General features: G+C 63.3%; 20 protein-coding genes. 12 read left to right on the forward strand and 8 right to left on the reverse strand.

Annotation, left to right across the window (positions count from 1 at the left end):
* Positions 1-164: 164 nt before the first annotated feature.
* Together DVDV_RS12135 and DVDV_RS12140 are read right to left on the reverse strand one after the other, a co-directional pair.
* Positions 165-1,487, reverse strand: a complete 1,323-nt coding sequence (locus tag DVDV_RS12135; RefSeq protein ID WP_075354922.1) for a metallophosphoesterase — start codon at positions 1,485-1,487, stop codon at positions 165-167.
* 148 nt (positions 1,488-1,635) lie between these two features.
* Positions 1,636-2,256, reverse strand: coding sequence for an MBL fold metallo-hydrolase (locus tag DVDV_RS12140; RefSeq protein ID WP_075354923.1), 621 nt, complete (start codon positions 2,254-2,256; stop codon positions 1,636-1,638).
* 83 nt (positions 2,257-2,339) lie between these two features.
* On the opposite strand from DVDV_RS12140, the gene DVDV_RS12145 reads away from it, so the two are divergent.
* From DVDV_RS12145 to DVDV_RS12165, 5 genes are all read left to right on the forward strand, one after another.
* On the forward strand, positions 2,340-3,515 hold the full coding sequence (locus DVDV_RS12145) for a hypothetical protein (protein ID WP_075354924.1): 1,176 nt from the start codon (positions 2,340-2,342) through the stop codon (positions 3,513-3,515).
* 239 nt (positions 3,516-3,754) lie between these two features.
* The gene (locus tag DVDV_RS12150) at positions 3,755-4,846 is read left to right on the forward strand and encodes a D-alanyl-D-alanine carboxypeptidase family protein (RefSeq protein WP_075354925.1); all 1,092 of its coding nucleotides are present in this window, start codon (positions 3,755-3,757) and stop codon (positions 4,844-4,846) included.
* A 253-nt stretch (positions 4,847-5,099) separates the two neighbouring features.
* Positions 5,100-5,309 (forward strand): molybdopterin-binding protein, encoded by a 210-nt coding sequence (locus tag DVDV_RS12155; protein WP_075354926.1) that lies wholly within the window; start codon positions 5,100-5,102, stop codon positions 5,307-5,309.
* 221 nt (positions 5,310-5,530) lie between these two features.
* Positions 5,531-6,577 carry a polysaccharide deacetylase family protein gene (locus DVDV_RS12160; RefSeq protein WP_175577101.1) on the forward strand — a complete coding sequence of 349 codons (1,047 nt, stop codon included), beginning with the start codon at positions 5,531-5,533 and terminating at the stop codon, positions 6,575-6,577.
* A gap of 34 nt (positions 6,578-6,611) precedes the next feature.
* Complete coding sequence (locus DVDV_RS12165; RefSeq protein ID WP_075354927.1) at positions 6,612-6,998, forward strand: hypothetical protein; 387 nt, start codon at positions 6,612-6,614, stop codon at positions 6,996-6,998.
* A gap of 259 nt (positions 6,999-7,257) precedes the next feature.
* On the opposite strand, the gene DVDV_RS12170 is transcribed toward DVDV_RS12165, so the two are convergent.
* The gene (locus tag DVDV_RS12170; protein WP_075354928.1) at positions 7,258-7,734 is read right to left on the reverse strand and encodes a hypothetical protein; all 477 of its coding nucleotides are present in this window, start codon (positions 7,732-7,734) and stop codon (positions 7,258-7,260) included.
* 122 nt (positions 7,735-7,856) lie between these two features.
* Here DVDV_RS12170 and DVDV_RS12175 point away from each other — a divergent pair, with 122 nt between their 5' ends.
* A complete protein-coding gene (locus tag DVDV_RS12175; protein WP_075354929.1) occupies positions 7,857-9,296 on the forward strand; it encodes a helicase HerA-like domain-containing protein in 1,440 nt (479 codons plus the stop codon).
* Between the two features lie 40 nt (positions 9,297-9,336).
* Here DVDV_RS12175 and DVDV_RS12180 read toward each other — a convergent pair whose 3' ends face one another.
* Together DVDV_RS12180 and DVDV_RS12185 are read right to left on the reverse strand one after the other, a co-directional pair.
* Positions 9,337-9,564 (reverse strand): hypothetical protein, encoded by a 228-nt coding sequence (locus DVDV_RS12180; RefSeq protein WP_075354930.1) that lies wholly within the window; start codon positions 9,562-9,564, stop codon positions 9,337-9,339.
* Between the two features lie 144 nt (positions 9,565-9,708).
* Positions 9,709-10,194: a hypothetical protein gene (locus tag DVDV_RS12185; RefSeq protein WP_075354931.1), complete on the reverse strand. Its 486-nt coding sequence runs from the start codon at positions 10,192-10,194 to the stop codon at positions 9,709-9,711.
* Positions 10,195-10,376: 182 nt separating this feature from the next.
* Here DVDV_RS12185 and DVDV_RS12190 point away from each other — a divergent pair, with 182 nt between their 5' ends.
* From DVDV_RS12190 to DVDV_RS22970, 6 genes are all read left to right on the forward strand, one after another.
* Positions 10,377-10,991 carry a hypothetical protein gene (locus tag DVDV_RS12190; protein WP_075354932.1) on the forward strand — a complete coding sequence of 205 codons (615 nt, stop codon included), beginning with the start codon at positions 10,377-10,379 and terminating at the stop codon, positions 10,989-10,991.
* A 186-nt stretch (positions 10,992-11,177) separates the two neighbouring features.
* On the forward strand, positions 11,178-12,161 hold the full coding sequence (gap, locus tag DVDV_RS12195) for a type I glyceraldehyde-3-phosphate dehydrogenase (protein WP_075354933.1): 984 nt from the start codon (positions 11,178-11,180) through the stop codon (positions 12,159-12,161).
* Positions 12,162-12,317: 156 nt separating this feature from the next.
* Positions 12,318-13,484, forward strand: a complete 1,167-nt coding sequence (locus tag DVDV_RS12200) for a response regulator (RefSeq protein WP_075354934.1) — start codon at positions 12,318-12,320, stop codon at positions 13,482-13,484.
* A 102-nt stretch (positions 13,485-13,586) separates the two neighbouring features.
* Positions 13,587-13,853, forward strand: coding sequence for a hypothetical protein (locus DVDV_RS12205; RefSeq protein WP_075354935.1), 267 nt, complete (start codon positions 13,587-13,589; stop codon positions 13,851-13,853).
* A gap of 52 nt (positions 13,854-13,905) precedes the next feature.
* Positions 13,906-14,226: a hypothetical protein gene (locus DVDV_RS12210; RefSeq protein ID WP_075354936.1), complete on the forward strand. Its 321-nt coding sequence runs from the start codon at positions 13,906-13,908 to the stop codon at positions 14,224-14,226.
* Positions 14,227-14,387: 161 nt separating this feature from the next.
* On the forward strand, positions 14,388-16,376 hold the full coding sequence (locus DVDV_RS22970; protein WP_075354937.1) for a cellulose binding domain-containing protein: 1,989 nt from the start codon (positions 14,388-14,390) through the stop codon (positions 16,374-16,376).
* A gap of 175 nt (positions 16,377-16,551) precedes the next feature.
* On the opposite strand, the gene secF is transcribed toward DVDV_RS22970, so the two are convergent.
* The 3 genes from secF to hflK form a co-directional block, all read right to left on the reverse strand.
* Positions 16,552-17,652, reverse strand: a complete 1,101-nt coding sequence (gene secF / locus DVDV_RS12220; RefSeq protein WP_075354938.1) for a protein translocase subunit SecF — start codon at positions 17,650-17,652, stop codon at positions 16,552-16,554.
* A gap of 153 nt (positions 17,653-17,805) precedes the next feature.
* Positions 17,806-18,654, reverse strand: a complete 849-nt coding sequence (gene hflC / locus DVDV_RS12225) for a protease modulator HflC (RefSeq protein WP_075354939.1) — start codon at positions 18,652-18,654, stop codon at positions 17,806-17,808.
* Entirely contained in the window at positions 18,651-19,745 is a 1,095-nt protein-coding gene (gene hflK, locus DVDV_RS12230) for an FtsH protease activity modulator HflK (protein WP_075354947.1), read from the reverse strand. The genes hflC and hflK overlap by 4 nt, the downstream gene beginning before the upstream one ends.
* Positions 19,746-19,797: the final 52 nt, after the last annotated feature.

Raw genomic sequence — 19,797 nt, forward strand, 5'->3', positions numbered from 1 at the left:
GAAGTTACGCAAGAAAAGGCCAGGAGGGTACGGGGCTTTGCCCCGGACCCCTGCAAACGGATACGGGGGAAACGGGTGGTTTGCTCGCGAGATCCGGCCGGCCCCGTTGCATCAAAAGGACCGCCTGCCACGCGTGGTCGTTGCGGCGCTTGACGGCCGCGCCCCTAGCCGGCCAGCACGGTTGCGGCAGCATTGTAGGTCGCAGGCGTGGTGTAGCCCGGCGCAAGCAGATACACCGCAGCATTGGCAGCCGTGATGGTGCTCTGGCTCGTGGCGTCCTGATTCTTGTAATTGAGATAGGCGGTCCGGGAAACCGGGCTGGTCAGGATATCGGCGTAAACGGCCTGCCACTCCTGCGGCGTGGCCAGCGTGTAGCCGTAGGTTTCGGCGTAGTCGTATTCCTTGCTCCAAGCCGGGGTGGCCGCCCCCAGATCAAGGGTGTAGGTCGTCTCGTTTATCAGGGCAAAGGTCTGGGTGTCGAAACTGTAAATCTGATAGCCGGGGTTGCTGTCGAAGACAGGCGAAATCCCCGGGGCAATGCGAATAAGCGCAGCTGCATCCGAACCGTCGTTGGCGGTTATGAGCCGGAAATCGTCGTTATGGAGATGGCCGGTAAACGTCGCCGCGATGGTTGAAGAATAAGACAACTCCAAGGCCGTAAACGCATTGTTGAAACCATTGTCCAGGTTCCCCGAGTAGCTGATCTGCCCGGTCGCATCATAGGTGCCGGCCACGGTGGCAGCGGCGGCTCCGGTCGGGATGTGGGCGACCACCCAGACCTTCTGAAAATCCTGAGCTGAATCAGCCAGTTCCGAGGCGAACCAGGCCAGTTCCACGGCTCCCGGGCCGGGGTCGTCATACTCGGAAATCCACAAATTATCATTGAGCACAATATACTTGATCCCGGTCGGACCGTCCGGCTCCAGGGCATAGTATCCGGCCATGGAATAGCCGGCGGTGAAGGCTGCGCGGTCGGCATCGGTGTTGAAAAAGTCCTGGGCCAGGATGGGGGCGGTGCTCGACAGATAGGCATCGCCGGGCCGTGCGCCGATGCTGCCGAGCGTGTTGTCGGTGTCGCAGTTGCCATCAGCCACGATGACGGTCGCATCGGGAAAACGGCTGTCCACTTCCTGGACAAAAAATTGCACGGTCTTTTGGGCAAAGGCATTAAGCCCGGCCTGACTCGTATCACCGGGCAGGCTGGCATAGTCGGCAGAGAAATTATGGGACAGGATGTCGCCGGGATAGATAATAAGCGAGATGCCGCCGGCCCGTGCCGCCATATCGTCCAGAGTCGATTCAAAAAGCCTATAGTTGGAATCGCTGCCATAGGCCGGGTAGGCGGTCTGGGTCGAAGACGCCAATATGCTTTTCCAGTCGGACACGTCTGCTGCGGCCAGGGCCGGCACCAGGCTCGGATCGGCAAAGGGATCAAAGTGCACGTCGGAAAACAGCAGAAACGTGTCCACATTGCCAGTCGCAGCCATGATGCCTTCCTTGTGTGGCGGTACCCCTGGCAGCTCTTGGCTGCACCCAGGTTGTTGCCCGGAACATACACCGAATCATGGTAAAGCAAAAGACGGCCGGGCAGCCGGCTACAGGCCTGGCACAACCTGTAGCTTGGAAAGACCGCGCTTATTGGGACGCGAAAAAAGGACTCTCGGCCTTTTCCCGGCCGACCGTCGTGGACGGGCCATGGCCGGGAAAGAGTTCCACGGCATCGGGCAAAATAAGAATCCGTTCCCGGATGGAGTCCAGGAGCAGATCCGCGTTGCCGTACGAACTGTCGGTGCGGCCGACATTGCCGCGAAAGATCGTATCGCCGGTAAAGGCGGCCAGGGAACGGGGAAAGAAATAGACCAGATGGCCGGGAGTGTGGCCGGGGACCGGAAGGACCAGACAGGGCTCGCCCAGAAACGCCGCGCGGCCGGGGTTGATGGCCTTGTAGGCAAACGGCGGCACCGGGACCATGGCCCCTTGCGCGCTGTAACTTTCCTGGGCGGCCAACATGGCGTCGGCCGTCGAAGCATAGACCGGAGCCTTACTCAGCCCGACCAGCTCTGCCACGCCGACGACATGGTCGGGGTGCAGGTGGGTGAGCAATATAGCTGCGAGGCGCAACCCGCGGACACCAATTTCATGCCACAGGCGCTTGGGTTCCCCGCCGCAGTCGACAACCACGGCCGCGCCGGCATCGGTCCAGGCCAGGTAGCTGTTGACCCCGAAGGGTTGCATGGTAAACGTCTTGATATACATAGGCTGCCGGCAAAAATATCCTTTCCTGAAGCTTTCCTGCAAACCCCTTGCCGGTTGACGCCGCATGCCCGGGGAGTCCGACCATGATCCTTTTTCGCGGCAACTGCCAGATGCAGTTCACTGCCGAAGCAGCAGCCGCTGCCGGCCTGGATGTCTCCTTTGCCTCCCTGGCCTCGCCGCTGACCCTGACCGCCTCGCCGGGCGTCATCCCGCCTCTGGTCAGCGCCCTTATCGACGGGGCCAAGGTCGGGGAATACCTCCACACCCGTGAGCTTATCGACCAGTTCCTGCCCCCATCGGTCACCTCCGGGACCAAGGCCCTGGTCGTCAACCTCTTTCACGAAAACAGGCCGCTGTTCCTGCACAAGACCGAGCGCTACGCCTTCTACCTCGATCCTGCCGCCTTTGCCCGCAAACCCGCCCTGGGCCGGGCCGTCGAAGCCAAATTCCAGACCATCGTGCCCAACCCGGCCAGTTATCTCGACCGCTACGCCGCCATGCTGCACCTGTTCCGCGAGCGCCTGCCCGGCCTGCCCATCCTGGTGGTTGGTCGTCTGGGCCATTATCCGGGCCTTGGCCCGGCGCCGCATTCCTATCTCCAAGGCTGGGGCGAGGTCTGTTTCACCGCGGCCAGGGAGTTCGCCGCCTGGGTCGGGACCCTGCCCGACACCTGCTATCTCGATGCCGACCGGATCATGGCCGGCGCTTTTCGACGCGCCGGCGCACCAGTGGAGGCCCATTTCCCCTTTCTGCGCCTGACACGTTCCCCGGACGGCGGCCGGGTGGCCGTCAGCCGCGACCTGGAACATGCCGGCAGCCTGTGGCCGGCCCTGGTCGCGAAAATCGCCGCCACCCTGGAGACAGGCCGGGTGGACTACGCCCCGGAAGAGACCGTGCCCGAGAGCTGGCAGCAGCCCTTCGTTGCGGAAGAGCTCAACCCTCAAGCGTTACTTGAACATCTTGTTTCCGGCTCCAACTACCGGGCGGCCCGGGCCGTGGGGTATTTGCTGTTTCACCCGGAAACGGACGGCACCGCCCTGCTCAATCAGGCCGCGCCCTACATGCCGGTATGCCACAACCTGCTCCACATGGTGCGGGCCTACGGCCAGGGCCGCCCGGACCCGGCCCTGGCCGAATGGTGCGACAACCACGCCGCCCTGGCTGCGGCCTTTACGGCCAACGGCGAGGCCTACCGCAGGGAGTATCTGGAGAAAATCGAGGCGTTGCGGCAATTGGTTCTTGCCTCGACAACAGTTTAACATTATCAAACTCTCCGTTTGACAATCGTAAATGATTCCCGGCCAGGCCTAGCCGCCACCGGGATCGCCCAACCAGGATGCTCCCCACGCACTTTTGCATCCCCCGCATTTCCGGTCTGTTGTCTGATTGGAACCCAATTGGCCCGCCAGGCTGGCATAAATCGTGCTGCCCGGGAGACGTAACGGGGAAGCCTCGGTTTCAGCGGCATCGGTTTTATTTTTTCAAACAGGGAGGCGTCATGCGCCGTGTCTTTATCTTACTCGTCCTATTGTGCCTGATCGGGCCGAAAACGGCCTTCCCGGCCAAGCAGTCCGGGAAGTTGGCCGTCAAATCCGCTCTGGTCACGGAATATGGCTCGGGCAAGACCCTGTACAGCCAGGACGCCGACCGTCGCATCCCCCCGGCTTCGCTGACCAAAGTCATGACCATGTACGTTGTCTTCGACCTCGTGGCCTCGGGCAGGGCCAACTTTACCGATCGCATTAAAATCAGCCGCCGGGCCGACGCCACGGGCGGGTCCACCATGGGGCTTCGCGCCGGCGAGGTGGTCACCCTGGACGAACTGATGCGCGGCATGGCCGTGGCCTCGGGCAACGACGCCTGCATCGCCGTAGCCGAGCACTTCGGCGGCATCCCCAATTTCGTGGATATGATGAACAACAAGGCCCGCAGCCTGGGCATGACCGGCACTACCTATAAAAATCCCAACGGCCTGCCCGCACCGGGCCAGCTGACCACCGCCCGGGACCTCACCAAGCTGGCGGTGAGCTACCTGCACCACTATCCGCAGGCCCTGCGCTACCACTCCACCACCGAGATCAACCACAACGGCGCGGTCCACGGCAATACCAACCGCCTGCTCGGCTCCTGCGACGGCGTGGACGGCATCAAGACCGGCTACGTCGATGCCAGCGGTTACAACATCATTGCCACGGCCAAGCGCGGTGATGCCCGCGTCATCGCCGTAGTGCTCGGCGGACGCACCAAACAGGTGCGTAACCGCGAAGCCACCCGCATCCTCGATGCCTCCTTTTCCGGCGCAGTGGACAGCATGGTGGCCGCCTGCGATGTGCCTGAGCCGGCCCCGGCCAAGATCAGTTCCAAACGCGGCAAGTCCAGGCACAGTGCCAAGGCCGTGCGCATAGCCAAGGCCGAACGCCGCAGTTCGGTCACTTCCCGCAGCGGCGCTTCAGCCCGCTTCGATACCCGCGCTGTCTCGGTCAAAGCCAAGCACACCACAGCAGCCAAGGCCGACAAGGCTGCCGCCCCCCGCAAGGCTTCCCACAGCCAGAGCAAAAAACACGCGAAAAACGGCGCAGCCAGCCGCTAGCGCTCCGGCTCCCGGCCCATCGAATCTCCCGGCCTCACCGCTCCGGTTTCAGGCCGCCGCCCGACCTCCTCCCGGGCGGCGGCCGCATCTTTTCTCCCACCCGCCCTTTCTTTTTCTGTTCTACGCCTGGGCCCAGTCACATGCCATTGTGGATTTAAGTGACAGCAACAGGGATTTTTCTGACAGCATTGACCATTTTTCGCCCTGGTTGCTACTGTAGGCAGCAGTGCCAACACTCAACCAGGAGCCTTCCATGAAAGTCAGCGCCCGCAACCTTGTCCCCGGCACCATCAAGTCCATCACCAACGGCATGGTCAGCAGCGAAGTCGTCATAGAAATCGCCCCCGGCGTTGAAATCGTGTCCGTGGTCACCAAACACTCAGTCGAAGCCATGGGTCTGGCCGTGGGCCAGTCGGTCAAGGCCATGGTCAAGGCCTCAAGCGTCATGCTCGTCACCGACTAGTCCGCCGCCACTGCCCTGCTGTCCGGTCCCGGCCGTCGCATCCCGGACGGGACCGGACGTTGCCCCCTGCCCCATTGCCCCGGCCTTCCGCCCTGGTCCGCAGCCTGTCGGCGCAGCAGTTCCCGGTCCTGTCTTGCCAAGTTCGCGCCCTCGTGCCACCTTGCCCCACCAACGAAACCGTCGGCTGTCCCACAGCCCGCAGTCCGCCCGGGAGTAACGGCGTGCGTCAAACCTGTCTGACTGTCCTTGTTCTTCTTTGCTGCGCGGGTGCGGCCGGCGCGGCCGCCGAGGCCGAAACAACCGCTTCCGTGCTGTCCACCCTGTGGAGTCCGGCCGAACTGGCCGGTGCAGCGGGTGAACGCAAATCCGGCCGCCTGGGAGCTCCGGACCGGACGCCGCCAGCATCCGTGGCTGTCCCGGCCCTGCCTCCCCTGCCGCAACGTCTTCAGGGGTCGCTTCGCCGGGTGGACACCCACGGCGAAAAGCTCGTGGCCCTGACTTTTGACCTGTGCGAACTGGCCGACCAGGCTTCCGGCTACGACGGGGCGGTCATTGACGCCCTGCGCGCGGCCGGGGCCCGGGCAACGCTTTTCGTCGGCGGCAAGTGGCTGCGGTCCCACCCCACCCGGGCCATGCAGCTTATGGCCGACCCTCTTTTTGAAATCGGCAACCATGCCTGGACCCACGGCAACTTCGGCCGGCTGGAACCAGAGGCCATGGCCCGGGAGATTGCCTGGACCCAGGCCCAGTATGCCGTGCTTCGGGCCGAGCTGGCCCGTCTGGCCCGGGAGCGGGGCCTGTCCGAGTCGGATCTGGCCACCATTCCCAAGGCCCCGACGCTTTTTCGGTTTCCCTACGGCCGCTGCCGGCCCGAGGCCCTGGCCATGCTGGCCGAAATGGGGCTCCCCGCCGTGCAGTGGAGCCTGACCACCGGCGATCCCGATCCGGCCAGCACCCCGGAGCGCATCCTCAAAAACGTCCTGGAACGGGTCCGGCCGGGAGACATCATTATCGGCCACGCCAACGGCAACGGTCACGGCACCGGCGAGGCCCTGCCAAACCTGCTTGTGGAACTGTCCAAGCGTGGTTATATTTTTATGAAGGTCAGCGACCTGTTGGCAGCCGGACGACCGGTTGCGGCCTCGGATTGCTATGACGGCCATCCCGGCGACGCAGCCCAGTACGACGCCATTTTCGGCGACGGCACGACCCATCCCCGCAAAAAAAACGGGCCTGGGCCAACGCCCAAGCCCACGCCGGCCCCCTAATCCCAAGCAAAAAACATTTGAGGAAGAAGCTGTTATGTGCCGTTTGAGTAAAACGTGTTTCCAGCTGGTTGCTGCCTGCGGGTTTATCCTTCTTGTTTCTATCTCTCCCGCCTATTCATTATCAATAAATCTCCCCATCAAAGGCGAAGTGCATAACAGCCCTGAAACGTTCACGGGAACAGCGACCGTGTCTTTGAGCGGCGACGGGAGCCTGATTCTCGCCACCAACACGGGTGTGGCTTGCAAGGGTAATTTTGTTCATGTGAGTCATCAGGAAGGCAACGGCACCGTCACATGCGAAGATGGCCGATTGGGTTCCTTTGTTTTTGTTACGGCGGGCATGTCCGGTTTCGGCTCCGGGAAAATAGCCGACGAGGACTTTGAATTTCGCATCGGGAAGAAATACTCCGCGAAAGAGTGACCCCGTTCGTGAGACCGTTGCGTCAATTTCATGCTCACGGATGGATTGTTGCGCGGTGCCGGCCGGCTCTCGGCGGTGGTGTCCGGTTGCATTGGGGACGGCTCCACCGGTGCCCCGGCATCTCAAAATACACCGAGCCATACCAAGCGAATCCCCAGAGGAGTCTCCCCCTCTGGGGATTCGTGGCTGTTTGTTGTCTTGCGCCCGTGGACAAAACCCGTGCGAACTATCGAAAAGGCTGCACTACGGCGCCTGCGCCCTATTGAGCCGGGGCCGGGGCTGCTTCCTTGTCGTCGCTGCCTTCACGGATCAAAAGCGTGATGCTGGCCACTTTGGATTCCTTGCCCGGCTCCATGTATTTGAGCACCAGACGGTTTTTGCTGGTCAGCTTGCCGACAAACGCACCGTCGTCATCGGCCATATAGAGTGTGCCCCCGTCGATGACCCCGACCACAGTCTCCTTGCCCCGGGCCGAGGCCCGGGTGCCGAAAAAGGCCCGGCCTTCCTGTTTGTCGATGGTCAGTGTCCAGTCCAGATGCAGAAAGGTGGGGGCAGTGGTCGGATCGGTATGCCCAAGCCGGCCCATGGCCACGGCATCCGAGGTGCCCTTCCACACGCCGGTGACGTCGGGGATGTTTTTTTCCTTCTTCTCTTTGGGTTCCCTGGCCTGGGCCGAAGAAACGGCCAGGAAGCAGCCCATGACAAGAGCCAGAAGCACTGCGACATGACGGAACATGCAAACCTCCGTGCAAAGTGGTAAGAAGGCCATGGCCGGCCCTGGCGCGACGACCGCCACTGCGCTATGCTGTGGGCCGGCAATTTGTAATACTCCAGTATCTGTAGGGAAAAGGACCGCCCATGACAACAGGCAGCCAACCGATTCTGCTCGGCCGGGGACCAACCGACGCCTTTTTGCTGCCGGCCATGGCCAACCGCCACGGCCTGGTTTCCGGGGCCACGGGCACGGGTAAAACCGTGACCTTGCGTGTTCTGGCCGAGGCCTTCTCCGACCTGGGAGTCCCGGTCTTTCTGGCCGACGTCAAGGGCGACCTGTCCGGGTTGGCTGCAACCGGCGGTGACGCCCCAAAAATCCTTGCTCGAGCCAAAGAACTCGGGCTTGATCTGGCTCCCGCCGCCTATCCCGTTGTCTTCTGGGACGTCCTTGGCCGGGACGGCATCCCCCTGCGCACCACGGTGTCGGAAATGGGGCCGCTGTTGCTGGCCCGCCTGCTCGGCCTCAACGACACCCAGTCCGGGGTGCTGGAAATCGTTTTCCGGGTCGCGGACGAGGCCGGGCTGTTGCTGCTTGATCTCAAGGACCTGCAGGCCATGGCCACCCATGTCGGTGACAATGCCGCCGCATACCGCACCCGCTTCGGCAATGTCTCGACAGCCAGCGTCGGGGCCATCCAGCGTGCCCTGCTTGGCCTTGAGAGTCAGGGTGGTGCGCTCTTTTTCGGCGAACCGGCCCTTGACCTCGACGATCTGCTCCAGACCGACGCCTCGGGCCGGGGAGTCGTCAACATTCTGTGTGCCAAGGGCTTGATGGGCGCGCCCAAGGTCTACGCCGTCATGCTCCTGTGGCTTCTGGCCGAACTGTTTGAAACCCTGCCCGAAGTGGGCGATACGGACAAACCGCGGCTGGTCTTTTTCTTTGACGAGGCCCATCTGCTCTTTACCGACGCCCCGCCGGCCCTGGTGGAAAAAATCGAGCAGACCGTGCGGCTCATCCGGTCCAAGGGTGTGGGCATTTATTTCGTCACCCAGTCGCCCCTGGACCTGCCGGACACCGTGCTTTCCCAGCTCGGCAACCGTGTCCAGCACGCCCTTCGCGCCTTCACCCCGCGCGATCAGCGGGCCGTGGCCGCCGCAGCCGACACCTTCCGCCCAAATCCGGGCCTGGACACGGCCAGAACCATCACCGAGCTTGGCGTGGGCGAGGCCCTGGCCTCGTGCCTGGACGCCAAGGGAATGCCGACGGTTGTAGAGCGGGTCCTGGTGGTGCCGCCGCGAAGCCGCATGACGCCCCTGTCCGAGGCCGAGAAAAAAGACAGCATCGCTGCATCGGTCCTGGCCGGCCACTACGGCCGGACGCTTGACCGGGAATCGGCCTTTGAACGGCTGCAAGCCCGGGCCGACACCCGCGAGGCGCAGCAACCAACGGCCCGGGCCGGCAAAAGCCAGGCCGAACGCCTCATCGGCTCCATGGCCGAAAGCGCCCTGCGTTCCATCGGCACCCAGATCGGCCGGCAGATTGCCCGGGGGGTGCTCGGAGCGCTTTTCGGCGGGAAACGGTAACGGACAAAAAAAGGGGGCTAAAGCCCCCTTGATTGGTTTATTAGTAGTAGCGCCACTCGCCGGGTTCCTCGCGAAACGTCATATCGAGCGCCTCGCTGATGCCGACCCGGAGTTCCTTGTCGTTTTCGGCCACGGTCACGTTCTTGGCCGGATCATATCCGACATCAAGGCAGACCTCTTCCCAGTGGCGGCGAATATGGTCGGCCGCCTGGGCAAGGGCTGCTTCCTGACCGGGCCGCTTGAGCCAGCGCGCAACCCATATCCACATACGCGCCTCCTTGGCTGAGCAGTCAGGAAGTCGCACAGCCAGGGGCCATGCGTCTTACTTTTAGTATAAGCACCGCCGTCCCGTTTTCAAGGGGCCGGCCGAGCCACTCCTGCCCAGCCAGGGCCAATCGGAAACCGGCCGGGCCTACTGCCCGCCCTTCTGGCGCTGCTGCTCGATTTCCTTTTTCAGCCCCTCGCCGTACTTGCGGGCCTGGATGATGATGTCGTCCACCTTGTCGCCGCGTACCCGCATCAGCGAAATCTTGTAGGCGCCGTCCAGAGGAATCATGGCGTTTTTGGAATCGGCATACAGGGTGTCCATGGCCGAAATCAGGCTGGAGGGGTCCATGCCGGCATAGGAATTGAAACACTCGCGGAAGTTGTTTTCAATGGCCGGTCCCTTGGCATCTTTCTGCATGGTGCTGACGTCGGTGCACATGATGCGGACAGCCGTGGCCAGACCGAACAGGAAGGATCGCTTTTCCTTTTCGGAATAGCTGGACCAGGCATGGGCAAAAGACGCAGTGTTGTTGCCGGCGGCAGCCGAAGCGGCCGGAGCGGCCGGATAGGCAGGGGCGCGAAAGGCCACACAGACGAGCAAGGCGGCGAGGACCAGGGCCTTTTTGGACATGATGTTCTCCTTAAGATGGAAACGGGCAACATGAGCCCGGAAATGGGCGAGGGCTTCTCCATACGCCATGGAGCTGCGGGCGGCAAGGGGCCAGGCTGGCCCAGGCCGGCCTTGACAATGCCGGCGCTTCCGGTTTTGTGATAAATAATTCATGTTCGTATCCCAGGTGAAAGGAGCCTCCCATGCACCGCCTTCTCATTCTCGCCCTGGCCGTTATCGCCCTCCTGTTCCAGACCGCCCCGGTCCGGGCTGCCGACGCTCCAAGCCAACTGGCCGGCATCGCTGTCGGGGCCAATGCCGAAGATCTGCGCGATCGCCTGGATCTGGCCCGGGTTGCGCCGCTATGGGACAAGCCCTGGCTGGTGCGGGCCAATCTCAAACCGACCAAAGGTTTTACCGCCGGCTACGTCTTGCTTGGCGGCTGTTCCACCCAAAACCGGGTGGAACGCATCCGGCTGCAATACAAGGACGGCTCCAAGGCCCTTTTTGACAAGCTCACCCGCAGGCTGACTGACCGCTACGGCATCCCAACACCGCTCCCGGTCCCCAAAGACGTCAAGTACAAGGGCTATCGCTGGGTTTTCGGCTCAAACAAAACAAAAGGCCTGGACATTTTGCTTGAGCATTTCGAGCAGGCTGGCGAAGAAAATCCTTCCGGCAACATCATCCGTATGAGCGACAACCGGGCCATGGCCCAGGAACGGGCCTGCTACGACGCCATGATCAAGGGCGCACCCGAGCCGCAGCCGGCCTTTCCCTTGTTTGAAGTCGATGACAACTGGCTTTTGCCGCAGTAGGCCAGAGCCGGCCGGCGGTCTCGGGCACGGGTCGGCAACCTGACGATTTGTTGACACAAAACCGCCGCTCGGCCTATCATCTGCCGCGTTTGCGGACCGGCCGTAACGTCGTCCGCCTGACGCCCCGGGCCGGGGTGCGGCGGCATCCCGCTTCCGACACGCTCTTACTCCCAGGAGGACACGAATATGGCGGTTACCATCGGCATCAACGGGTTTGGCCGCATCGGCCGGTATCTGGTCCGGCTTCTGGCAAACGACCAGGACATCACCCTGGCGGCCATCAATGCCCGGGCCGACAATGCCCAGCTGGCCCATCTGCTTAAATACGATTCCGTGCACGGCCGTTTTGCCGGCACCGTGGTTCCCTGTGACGAAGGTCTGGTCATAAATGACAGACTCGTGAAAATCAGCCGCCACGGCGGCGGCGAATGGCGCTGGGGCGAGCTCGGCTGCCAGTACGTGATCGAGACCACGGGCAAGTTCGTGGACCGTGAATCCTGCGAGAAGCATCGGGCCAGCGGCGCGGAAAAGGTCATCATCAGCGCTCCCGGCAAAAACGAAGACGTCACCATCGTCATGGGCGTCAACGACCACGAGCTCTCTGCCGAACACCGCATCATTTCCAACGCCTCCTGCACCACCAACTGTCTGGCTCCGGTGGCCAAGGCCTTAAATGACGCCTTCGGCATCAAACACGGCCTCATGACCACCATCCATTCCTATACCATGAGCCAGCGCATCCTCGACGGGTCCCACAAGGACTGGCGTCGCGGCCGGGCCTGCGCCCTGTCCATGATCCCCACCACCACCGGAGCCGCCCGGGCCGTGACCAAGGTCATTCCGGCCCTGGCCGGCCGCCTCGACGGCATGTCCATCCGCGTGCCCACGCCCAATGTCTCGGTGGTGGATTTCACCTGCGAGCTTGAAAAGCCCACGGACACGGCCGGGATGCTGGCGGTGCTGGCCGCCGCTGCCGGCGACAGCATGGGCTTTACCGACGAACCGCTTGTTTCCATCGACTTCGTGGGCGACACCCATGGCGGCGTGGTGGACTCCAAGGCCTCCCAGGTCCTGGACGGCACAATGGCCAAGGTTTTGTCCTGGTACGACAACGAAGCCGGTTTCACCCACCAGCTGGTGCGCCTGATCAAAAAGGTCGCCACCCTGTAGACCGCCTGGCTGCCTCGCTGCAAACCGCCCCCGGCCCTGGCCGGCGGGCGGTTTTCCTTTTTGGAACCGCCCTAAAGCATTCCCGATCCCGGTCGATACGGTGAGCAAAGGCCAATGCCACCGGAACCCCGGCCGCCCGGAATCGAGGATGTGACCATGACCGCGCCGACCACCCCTGCCGCTGTTTTTTCTTCCGCCCTTGTCGTCACGGCCAGCGACGGCCATGCCCGGGTCGACCGCGATTTCCTGAAGCGCGCCCGCATCTTTGCCGTGCGCCATGCCTCCTCCGGTGCCGATGCCCTGGCCCTTCTTCGCCGCGAAGGCCACAGCCTGATCATCTGCGACGACAAACTGTCGGACATGGACGGCCGCGACCTCATCACCGCCCTTCGCGCCGATCCCGCCCTGGCCGACGTCCCGGTCATCCTCACCGCGGCCGGCGGCACCCGGGCCGATGTGCTCTCCGCCGTCAAGCTCGGGGTGGCCGGTTTCATGTTGCGGCCCTACTCCGAGGCGACATTTCACCGCCATCTGGCCATGGCGGCCCACATGAGCCGGTTCGCCGCAGCCGAACGGGCCGCCCTGGGCCGGGCCGTTGCCAGGGAAAACGCCGGTGACGCCGTCGGAGCCGAGCGCGCCTTTGCCGTCGTGGCCCATGCGCCAGACGAGGCCCCGCGCCTTTTTGAGGAAGGCATGGCCGCCTTGGCCGTCCGGGACGTGGAACGGGCCATCCTGGCCTTTCACAAGGCCCTGGCCGTCAACAAGCTCTATGTCGAAGCTCACCTCGGACTAGCCCGGGCCTGGCTGGCCAAGGGGAGCCTTCGCCAGTACCGCCACTACATGAAGCAGGCGGCATCGGCCTGCGCCCGGGCCCAGCGGTTTGCCGAACTGCGCGACCAGTTCGTGACCCTGCTTGCCGCTGACGAGGCCGGGTTCAATCCCTTCCTGGCCCTTGGCAACGAACTGGTGCGCGAGCGCCACTACACCGCTGCCGTGTCCCTCTACCGGTTGGCCCTGGAGCTGGCCCCGAACAATGCCGACGCCTACGTGGGGCTGTCCAAGGCCTACCATTTCCTGCGCCGCCCCGATCTGGCCGAGCGGGCCGTGCGCAAGGGACTGCGTCTCAACGAACGCCATCCCGAAGCCCGGGTCATTCACCGCCGCCTGACCGGGAAGACCGACGACGCCCTTGCCCCATTGGATGCCAACGCGGCTCAACAGTCGCCGCTGCGCCTGCCCCTGCTCCTTCGCGGCGTGCTCTACCTGGCTGGCCTTGCGACCGAGACGCTGGTGCGGCCCCGCCGCGAGTCCAAGGCCGCGTGACCGGGACGGCAGAACCCACTTCTCGCGGCCAAGGATTGCCTTGCCTTCAAAAGTGGGGCACAAGGGAGGTAGCGGCGAATGGGTCGCCGCCGGAGGAACACCATGTCGGACGCCGTCACCCCGGCCGGACACGTCGAAGCCGGCCCCCCTGGTCATTTTGAAGCGTCACCGCCGGGCCATGTCGAAGCAACGCCAGCCGGAACGGTCACGCCGTCTCCCCCAGGCGTTGTCCAGACGACGCCTCCGACCGGTCCTTTCGATGTCCAGCCCGCCGGGCACGTCGATACGGCCCCGGCCGGCAGCGTGACGCCGGCTGTCGCCGGTGCGGTGGAAGTTGCCCAAGGCGGCATCGTCAACATCCGGCTCTAGGCTCCGATCCGGTCTTACGGACGACTTGAGCCGACAACCCCCTGGTTTTTATATGCAGCTATTTCGCCCAAGCCTTATCCTGGCTCTCTCCCTCGTCCTGTGTCTGCCCCTTTTGGCCTGCTCCGGCAAAAAGAACCCCTGGATTGCACCGGACCAGAGCCAGATCCTGGCAGAAAAGGTCAAGAACAACCGCAACGCCTATCTCCGCTACAGCCAGGCCGAAGAAGACGCCCGCAAGGACGGCAGCGCCGAGGCTGTTGAGCACTATGGGCGGGCCAAGGAACAAGCCCGGCAGGAACTGGAACGTGCCGAGCAAGAACTGGCCGCCTACCAGAGTTCCAAGGGACTTGCGCCACAAAAAAAGACTCCCTGAGGCGTCGTTCCAGCCGTTGTGGTGCTGGCTGCCGCCGCTGTCCATTTTTTTGTGAATCTGCCTGTCCCGAATTCCCGCCATGCCCCGGCATGGCGGGATGGTCCGATTTCTGCTTGAGGACTGGGGTGCCGTATCCTCGTCCACCTCATGCGGAGTCGTCTATGCCCCGTTGTTTAAGCGGTCTCCTCGCCGTGTTCGTCCTCATCTTCGCCCTGCCTCCCCACGCTTTCGCCCTTGAAGGCATCACAACGACCTTCTCCGTGGTCCAGGATTGGACGACAGGCTTTGAAGCCAATCTGACCCTGGCCAATACCACCGGCAGCACCCTGCGGGACTGGAGGCTGACCTTTCGCTTTGCCGGCACGATCAACAGTGTCTGGAACGGCCAGCGTCTGGCCGACCAGGACGGGATCCTGGTCGTTGCTCCGGCCTCCTGGAACAGCGACATCCCCCCGGGCGGCTCGGTGACCGTGGGCTTTGTCGCCAGCCCGGGCGGCACGCTTACGCCCACCGATGTGGCCGTGGGCGGCACCTGGTGCGACAACTGCCCCGTCACGCCGCCACCGTCCGTCACGCCGGGAACCGGCGATTATCGCATTAACGCCGACCGCGACGCCGATGCCTTCATTGTGGGGCAAAATGAGCCCTTGCAGGTCCATGTCCGCGCCGGCCAAAGCCGCACCTTCACCTTTGACCGGGCCATTGCCAGCGTCATGTCCAGGAATCCCAACCCAGCCGCATTGACCATCGCCAATGGCGCGCTGACGGCCCGGGGACTGGTCCCGGGCCGCACCGGACTGGCCCTGGCCTTTGCCGATGGCACGACCTGTTTCCTGGGCCTTCGGGTGGACGCGGCCAACGGCAGCCTGCCCGGACTGCCGGGTCCGGTGGCCATCGGTTCGGTATCGGAGGACTCGGATGCGGATCTCGCCTTCTGGCGCAACCACGAAGCCGGCCCCAAGGGCACCCGGACGGATATTCGCTACATCTATATAAATGGCGGCCCCATCGCCGGCTGGAAGTCCTGGGACCCGGACCGGGCCGTCTCCTTCGCCAAGGAAAGTCTGGCTCTTGGCCTTATCCCGTTCTATGTCTTCTACAACATCCCAGACGGCGGCGAGAGCTACACCACCGACCTCGAACACGTGCAAAGCCCCGACTATATGGCCGCCTACTACAACAATCTGTCGACGTTTCTTTCCGAAACCACCTCGGTCATGCAGGGAGAACTCTACGGCATCATCCTGGAGCCGGACTTCCTGGGCTACCTGCAACAGAATTCCGGTCTGCCCCCGTCTGCCATCGCCACGGCCGACGGAACGGTTCCCGACACCGTGCAGCGCATCAATGCCGCCATCCGGGCCAGCGGCGACAATGTCCTGTTCGGCTGGCAACTCAATCTCTGGGCCTCGCCCACGGCCACCGGCGGCAAGGGCGTCATCCGCCGCACCGATGATGACGACCAGGGCTGGACGGCCGGCCGGGCCACCATCGTGGCTGCAGCCCGGGAAATCGCCGCCTATGCCATGGCCGCCGGCATCCTTTCCAACCAGGCCGATTTCGTGTCCATCGACAAATACGGCCTGGACGCCGGTATCAGCTCCCCGGCCGATCCGGCCCGGTCCACCTGGTTTTGGAACAGCGACCACTGGAACAACTATCTGCTTTTTGCCCAGACCCTGGGCGAAACCACCGGCAAACCCATGGTTTTGTGGCAACTGCCGGTGGGCCATATAAACGGCTCCAACCGGATCAGCGCCCGCACCGGGGCGGCCTTTGCGCCCCTGGCCAATACCTCGCAGCACTACGAGGACAGCACCACCACCTTTTTCTTTGGCGACGCCGTAACCGAGCCATCCAGCCTGCGGGCCGCCTATTTTGCCCAGAACCGGGCGGCCGACCCCGGACTGGCCGCCAGCGGCCAGTCGCTCGTCTGGGGCGAACACCTCGGCGTCCTGCCAAGCCACGGCATCATTGCCGCCCTGTTCGGGGCAGGCGTTGGCGACAGCACCGATGGCCTGGGCCAGCCGCCGACCGATGACTGGTTCTGGATTGAGGCCGCGCAGGGGTATTATCTGGCCCACCCTGCCGCGTCGCCGTCAACGACAGCGGCCTTGCCGGCCGTTCTGCCCCTGCTCCTGAATCAATAGGAGCGGCCAGACGCGGCCAAAAGCCATGGCATGGAACGGGCAGCGCTGATGCGCCCGGTCCATCCTGCCTGGCCAGCCCGAAAACGACGCCGGCCGGCCAAACGCCGGACGCAAAAAAAGGCCGCCCCGAATCGGGACGGCCTTTGTCGTTGTCCAAAGCGTTGCGTCTTTTAGCCTAGGCTCTGGCGGCGTTGACCCGGGGGCCGGTAGTCGGCGCGGGGGCCTCGGGCTTGTTCAGTCCCGAACCGAGATCAAGCAGGATCGGGCTGGCCACGAAGACCGAAGAGAAGGTTCCGGCCAGGATGCCTATAAGCATGGCCAAAGCGAAGTCGTGGATGACCGGACCGCCCAGGAAGAACAGGCAGGCAACGGTAATGAGCGTGGTGCCGGCCGTCAGGATCGTGCGCGAGAGGGTCTCGTTGACGCTCTGGTTGATGACCTGTTCGAAGGGCACGGATTTGTCGGTGGTGCGCAGCTTTTCCCGGATACGGTCGTAGACGATGATGGTGTCGTTTAGCGAATAGCCGAGGATGGTTAAAAGCGCGGCCACGATGGTCAGGTCAAACTCCAGGTCAAGGAGCGAGAAGATGCCTATCGTGACGAAGATGTCGTGCAAGTCGGCAACCACTGCCCCCAGGGCGTATTTGAGGCGCAAGACGAAGCACAGAGCCAGGGTGATGAGCATGGCTCCGACGATGAGCCACACCGTGGAAGCACCGGCGAGCTTGAGCAGATAGATGCCTCCGGCCAGGCCGGCGGCCATGAGGCCGGCCGCCATCCAGCGCTGCTCAAAACGCCCGGAGATGTAGATGGCGATCAAAAGCACCGAATAGAAGATGGCTTCCAGGGCCTTGCCGCGCAAATCCGCGCCGACCTTGGGACCGACCATCTCCAGGCGTTGGACGGAATAGCCCGAATCCGGAAGATTCTTGGCCAAGGCGGTCTCGATGCCGGTGCGCACCGTCTCCTGATTGATCTCGTGATCCGAGGCCCGGATCAAAAACTCGTTGGCGTCGTCCTGGCCGAAACGCTGGACCACGACGTTTTTAAGCCCCACCTCGTCCACAGCCTTGGCAATGCTCTCCACATCCATGGTCTTGGCAAAGCGGACCTGGATGGACAGACCGCCGGAAAAATCCACGCCGAAACGAGGACCGCCCTTGACGGCCAGGGACACGAATCCGGCCAGGACAATGGCCGCCGAAATGAGGTAGGCCAGTTTGCGGTACTTCAGAAAATTGATGTTCGTGCCGGGCCGTATCAGCTCCAGAACCATCGTCTCCCCCTATTGGATTGATGCGGGATTGGCGGGCGGGGCGGCAAAAACACCAGTTGCCCCGTCCAGCCCGGAAAGGCGTTGCAGCTTCCGTCAAATACGCGGGCCTTGTCAAGCCGCCCGGCCGGGAGTCACATCCCGGCCGGGGCAACTTCAGCGCAGATATTTGAGGAAAGGGCTTTCCGGGGTGAGAAACAGCCGGGTATTGCGGGCAAAGGACTTCTGGTAGGCTTCAAGGCTCCGGGTGAAGCCGAAAAACTCCGGCGACTTGCCGACAGCCTCGGCCCACACCGAAGCCGCTTCGGCATCGCCCTGGCCGCGCAGGATTTCCGCCTGCCGCTCGGCTTCGGCCAGCAAAATGGCCCGATCCTTTTCCGCGCCGGACTTGATCTTCTCCATCTCTTCCCAGCCTTCGGAGCGGTAGAGCTTGGCTTGCCGTTCGCGCTCGGCCCGCATCCGGCCGTAGATGGCCTGGGCATTTTCCGGCGGCAGGTCGGTGCGCTTGATGCGCACGTCCACCACCTCAAGGCCGTAGGGCGACAGGATCTGGGAAGATTTCTTGGTCACCTCGCCCATGATGGTGTCGCGCTTTTCCGACACCACATCGAGCAGCGTGTATTGGCCAAGGGCCACGCGCAGCTCGGCGTAGATGATGTCGTCAAGGCGGGCGTTGGCCCGGCCGACCGTGCGAAGGGTGCGGTAAAAAAGCAGCGGATTGGTGATGCGCCAGCGGGCATAGTTGTCCACCACCAGATTCTTCTTGTCCAGGGTGAGCACCTCGGCCGCTTTGGCGTCGTATTCGAGCAGCCGGGCGTCGAAGGAGACCACATTCTGGATAAAGGGAATCTTGGCGTGCAGGCCCGGCAGGATGGGGCCGGCCACAGGCTTGCCAAGCTGGAGCACGATGGCCGTCTCGGTCTGGTCCACCACGTACACGGTCTGGGAAGCGGTCACAGCGGCCATAAAGGCCAGGACGGCGCCGATGACGATGGAAGTCTTCACTGGGCGCCTCCCTTGGGCTTGGCCGCCGGGGTGTCCTGGGGACGCGGGGCCGGGCGCACGGCCTCGAGCGGCAGATAGGGCACCGCCTGCCTGGCCGCTTCATCGCTCATGATGAGCTTTTCGAGTTCGGGATTGGCCAGCAGGGTTTCCATACCCTCGATGAAAAGGCGCTGCCGGGTTACGGCCGGAGCTTTGTCGAATTCGGTGCGAAGGGCCGTAAAGCGGTCCGCGCCGCCCTTGGCCCGGCGGATAACCTGTTCCCGGTAGGCCCCGGCCTCGTTTAAAACGGCGGCAGACCGTCCCCGGGCCTTGGGGATGATGTCGTTATAATAGGCGTCGGCCTCGTTGACGAGACGGATCTTGTCTTCCCGGGCGCTGGCCACGTCCTTGAAGGCATCCACCACTTCCTTGGGCGGGTGCACGTCCTGGAGTTGCACCGCCACCACGTCCACGCCGCAGTCGTAGCGCGCAAGCATGTTTTGCAGCAGCGTCTTGGTGTCGTCCTGGACCTTGACCTTGCCGGCGGTCAGCACCGTATCGATCTTGGCGTCGCCGATGACCTCGCGCATGGCTGCCTCGGCCGCGCTTTTGACGGTCTCGTCCGGGCGGTCCACCTTGAAAAGATAGTCCACGGGGTTGCTGACCTGGTATTGGACGATAAACTGCACGTCCACGATGTTTTCATCCCCGGTGAGCATGAGCGATTCCTCGGGAACCGCCCGATACTGGTTCGTCAGGCCGTCGCGCGTGGTCGAGCGGAAGCCCACCTCCACCCGGCGCACCTGGGAGACCTTCGGGGTCTTTACGGTCTCCATGGGAAACGGTAAGTGGTAATGCGGTCCCGGTCCCGTGGAATAGGCGTATGCGCCAAAACGCTGCACCACGCCGGCCTCATCCGGCTCCACGATGTAGATGCCGCTGGCCAGCCACAACAGGGCGATCGCGGCCGCGATGATTTTGGGCCCGCCGGGCAGCCGTTTTTTGATATCCGACAATCTGTCGGCCAAGTCCTCGCCAAGCCGCCCGGGTTCCGGTATCGGAGATCCTTGGCGGCGTTTTTGCTCGGAGAGCTTGTCCCAGTCCCAGTTCATCGTTTGGGCATAGGGGAGAAACAGGGCAGAGGTCAAGAAAAGCCGAGCGCAG

The sequence above is a fragment of the Desulfovibrio sp. DV genome (assembly GCF_001936595.1).
GTDB lineage: Bacteria > Desulfobacterota > Desulfovibrionia > Desulfovibrionales > Desulfovibrionaceae > Solidesulfovibrio.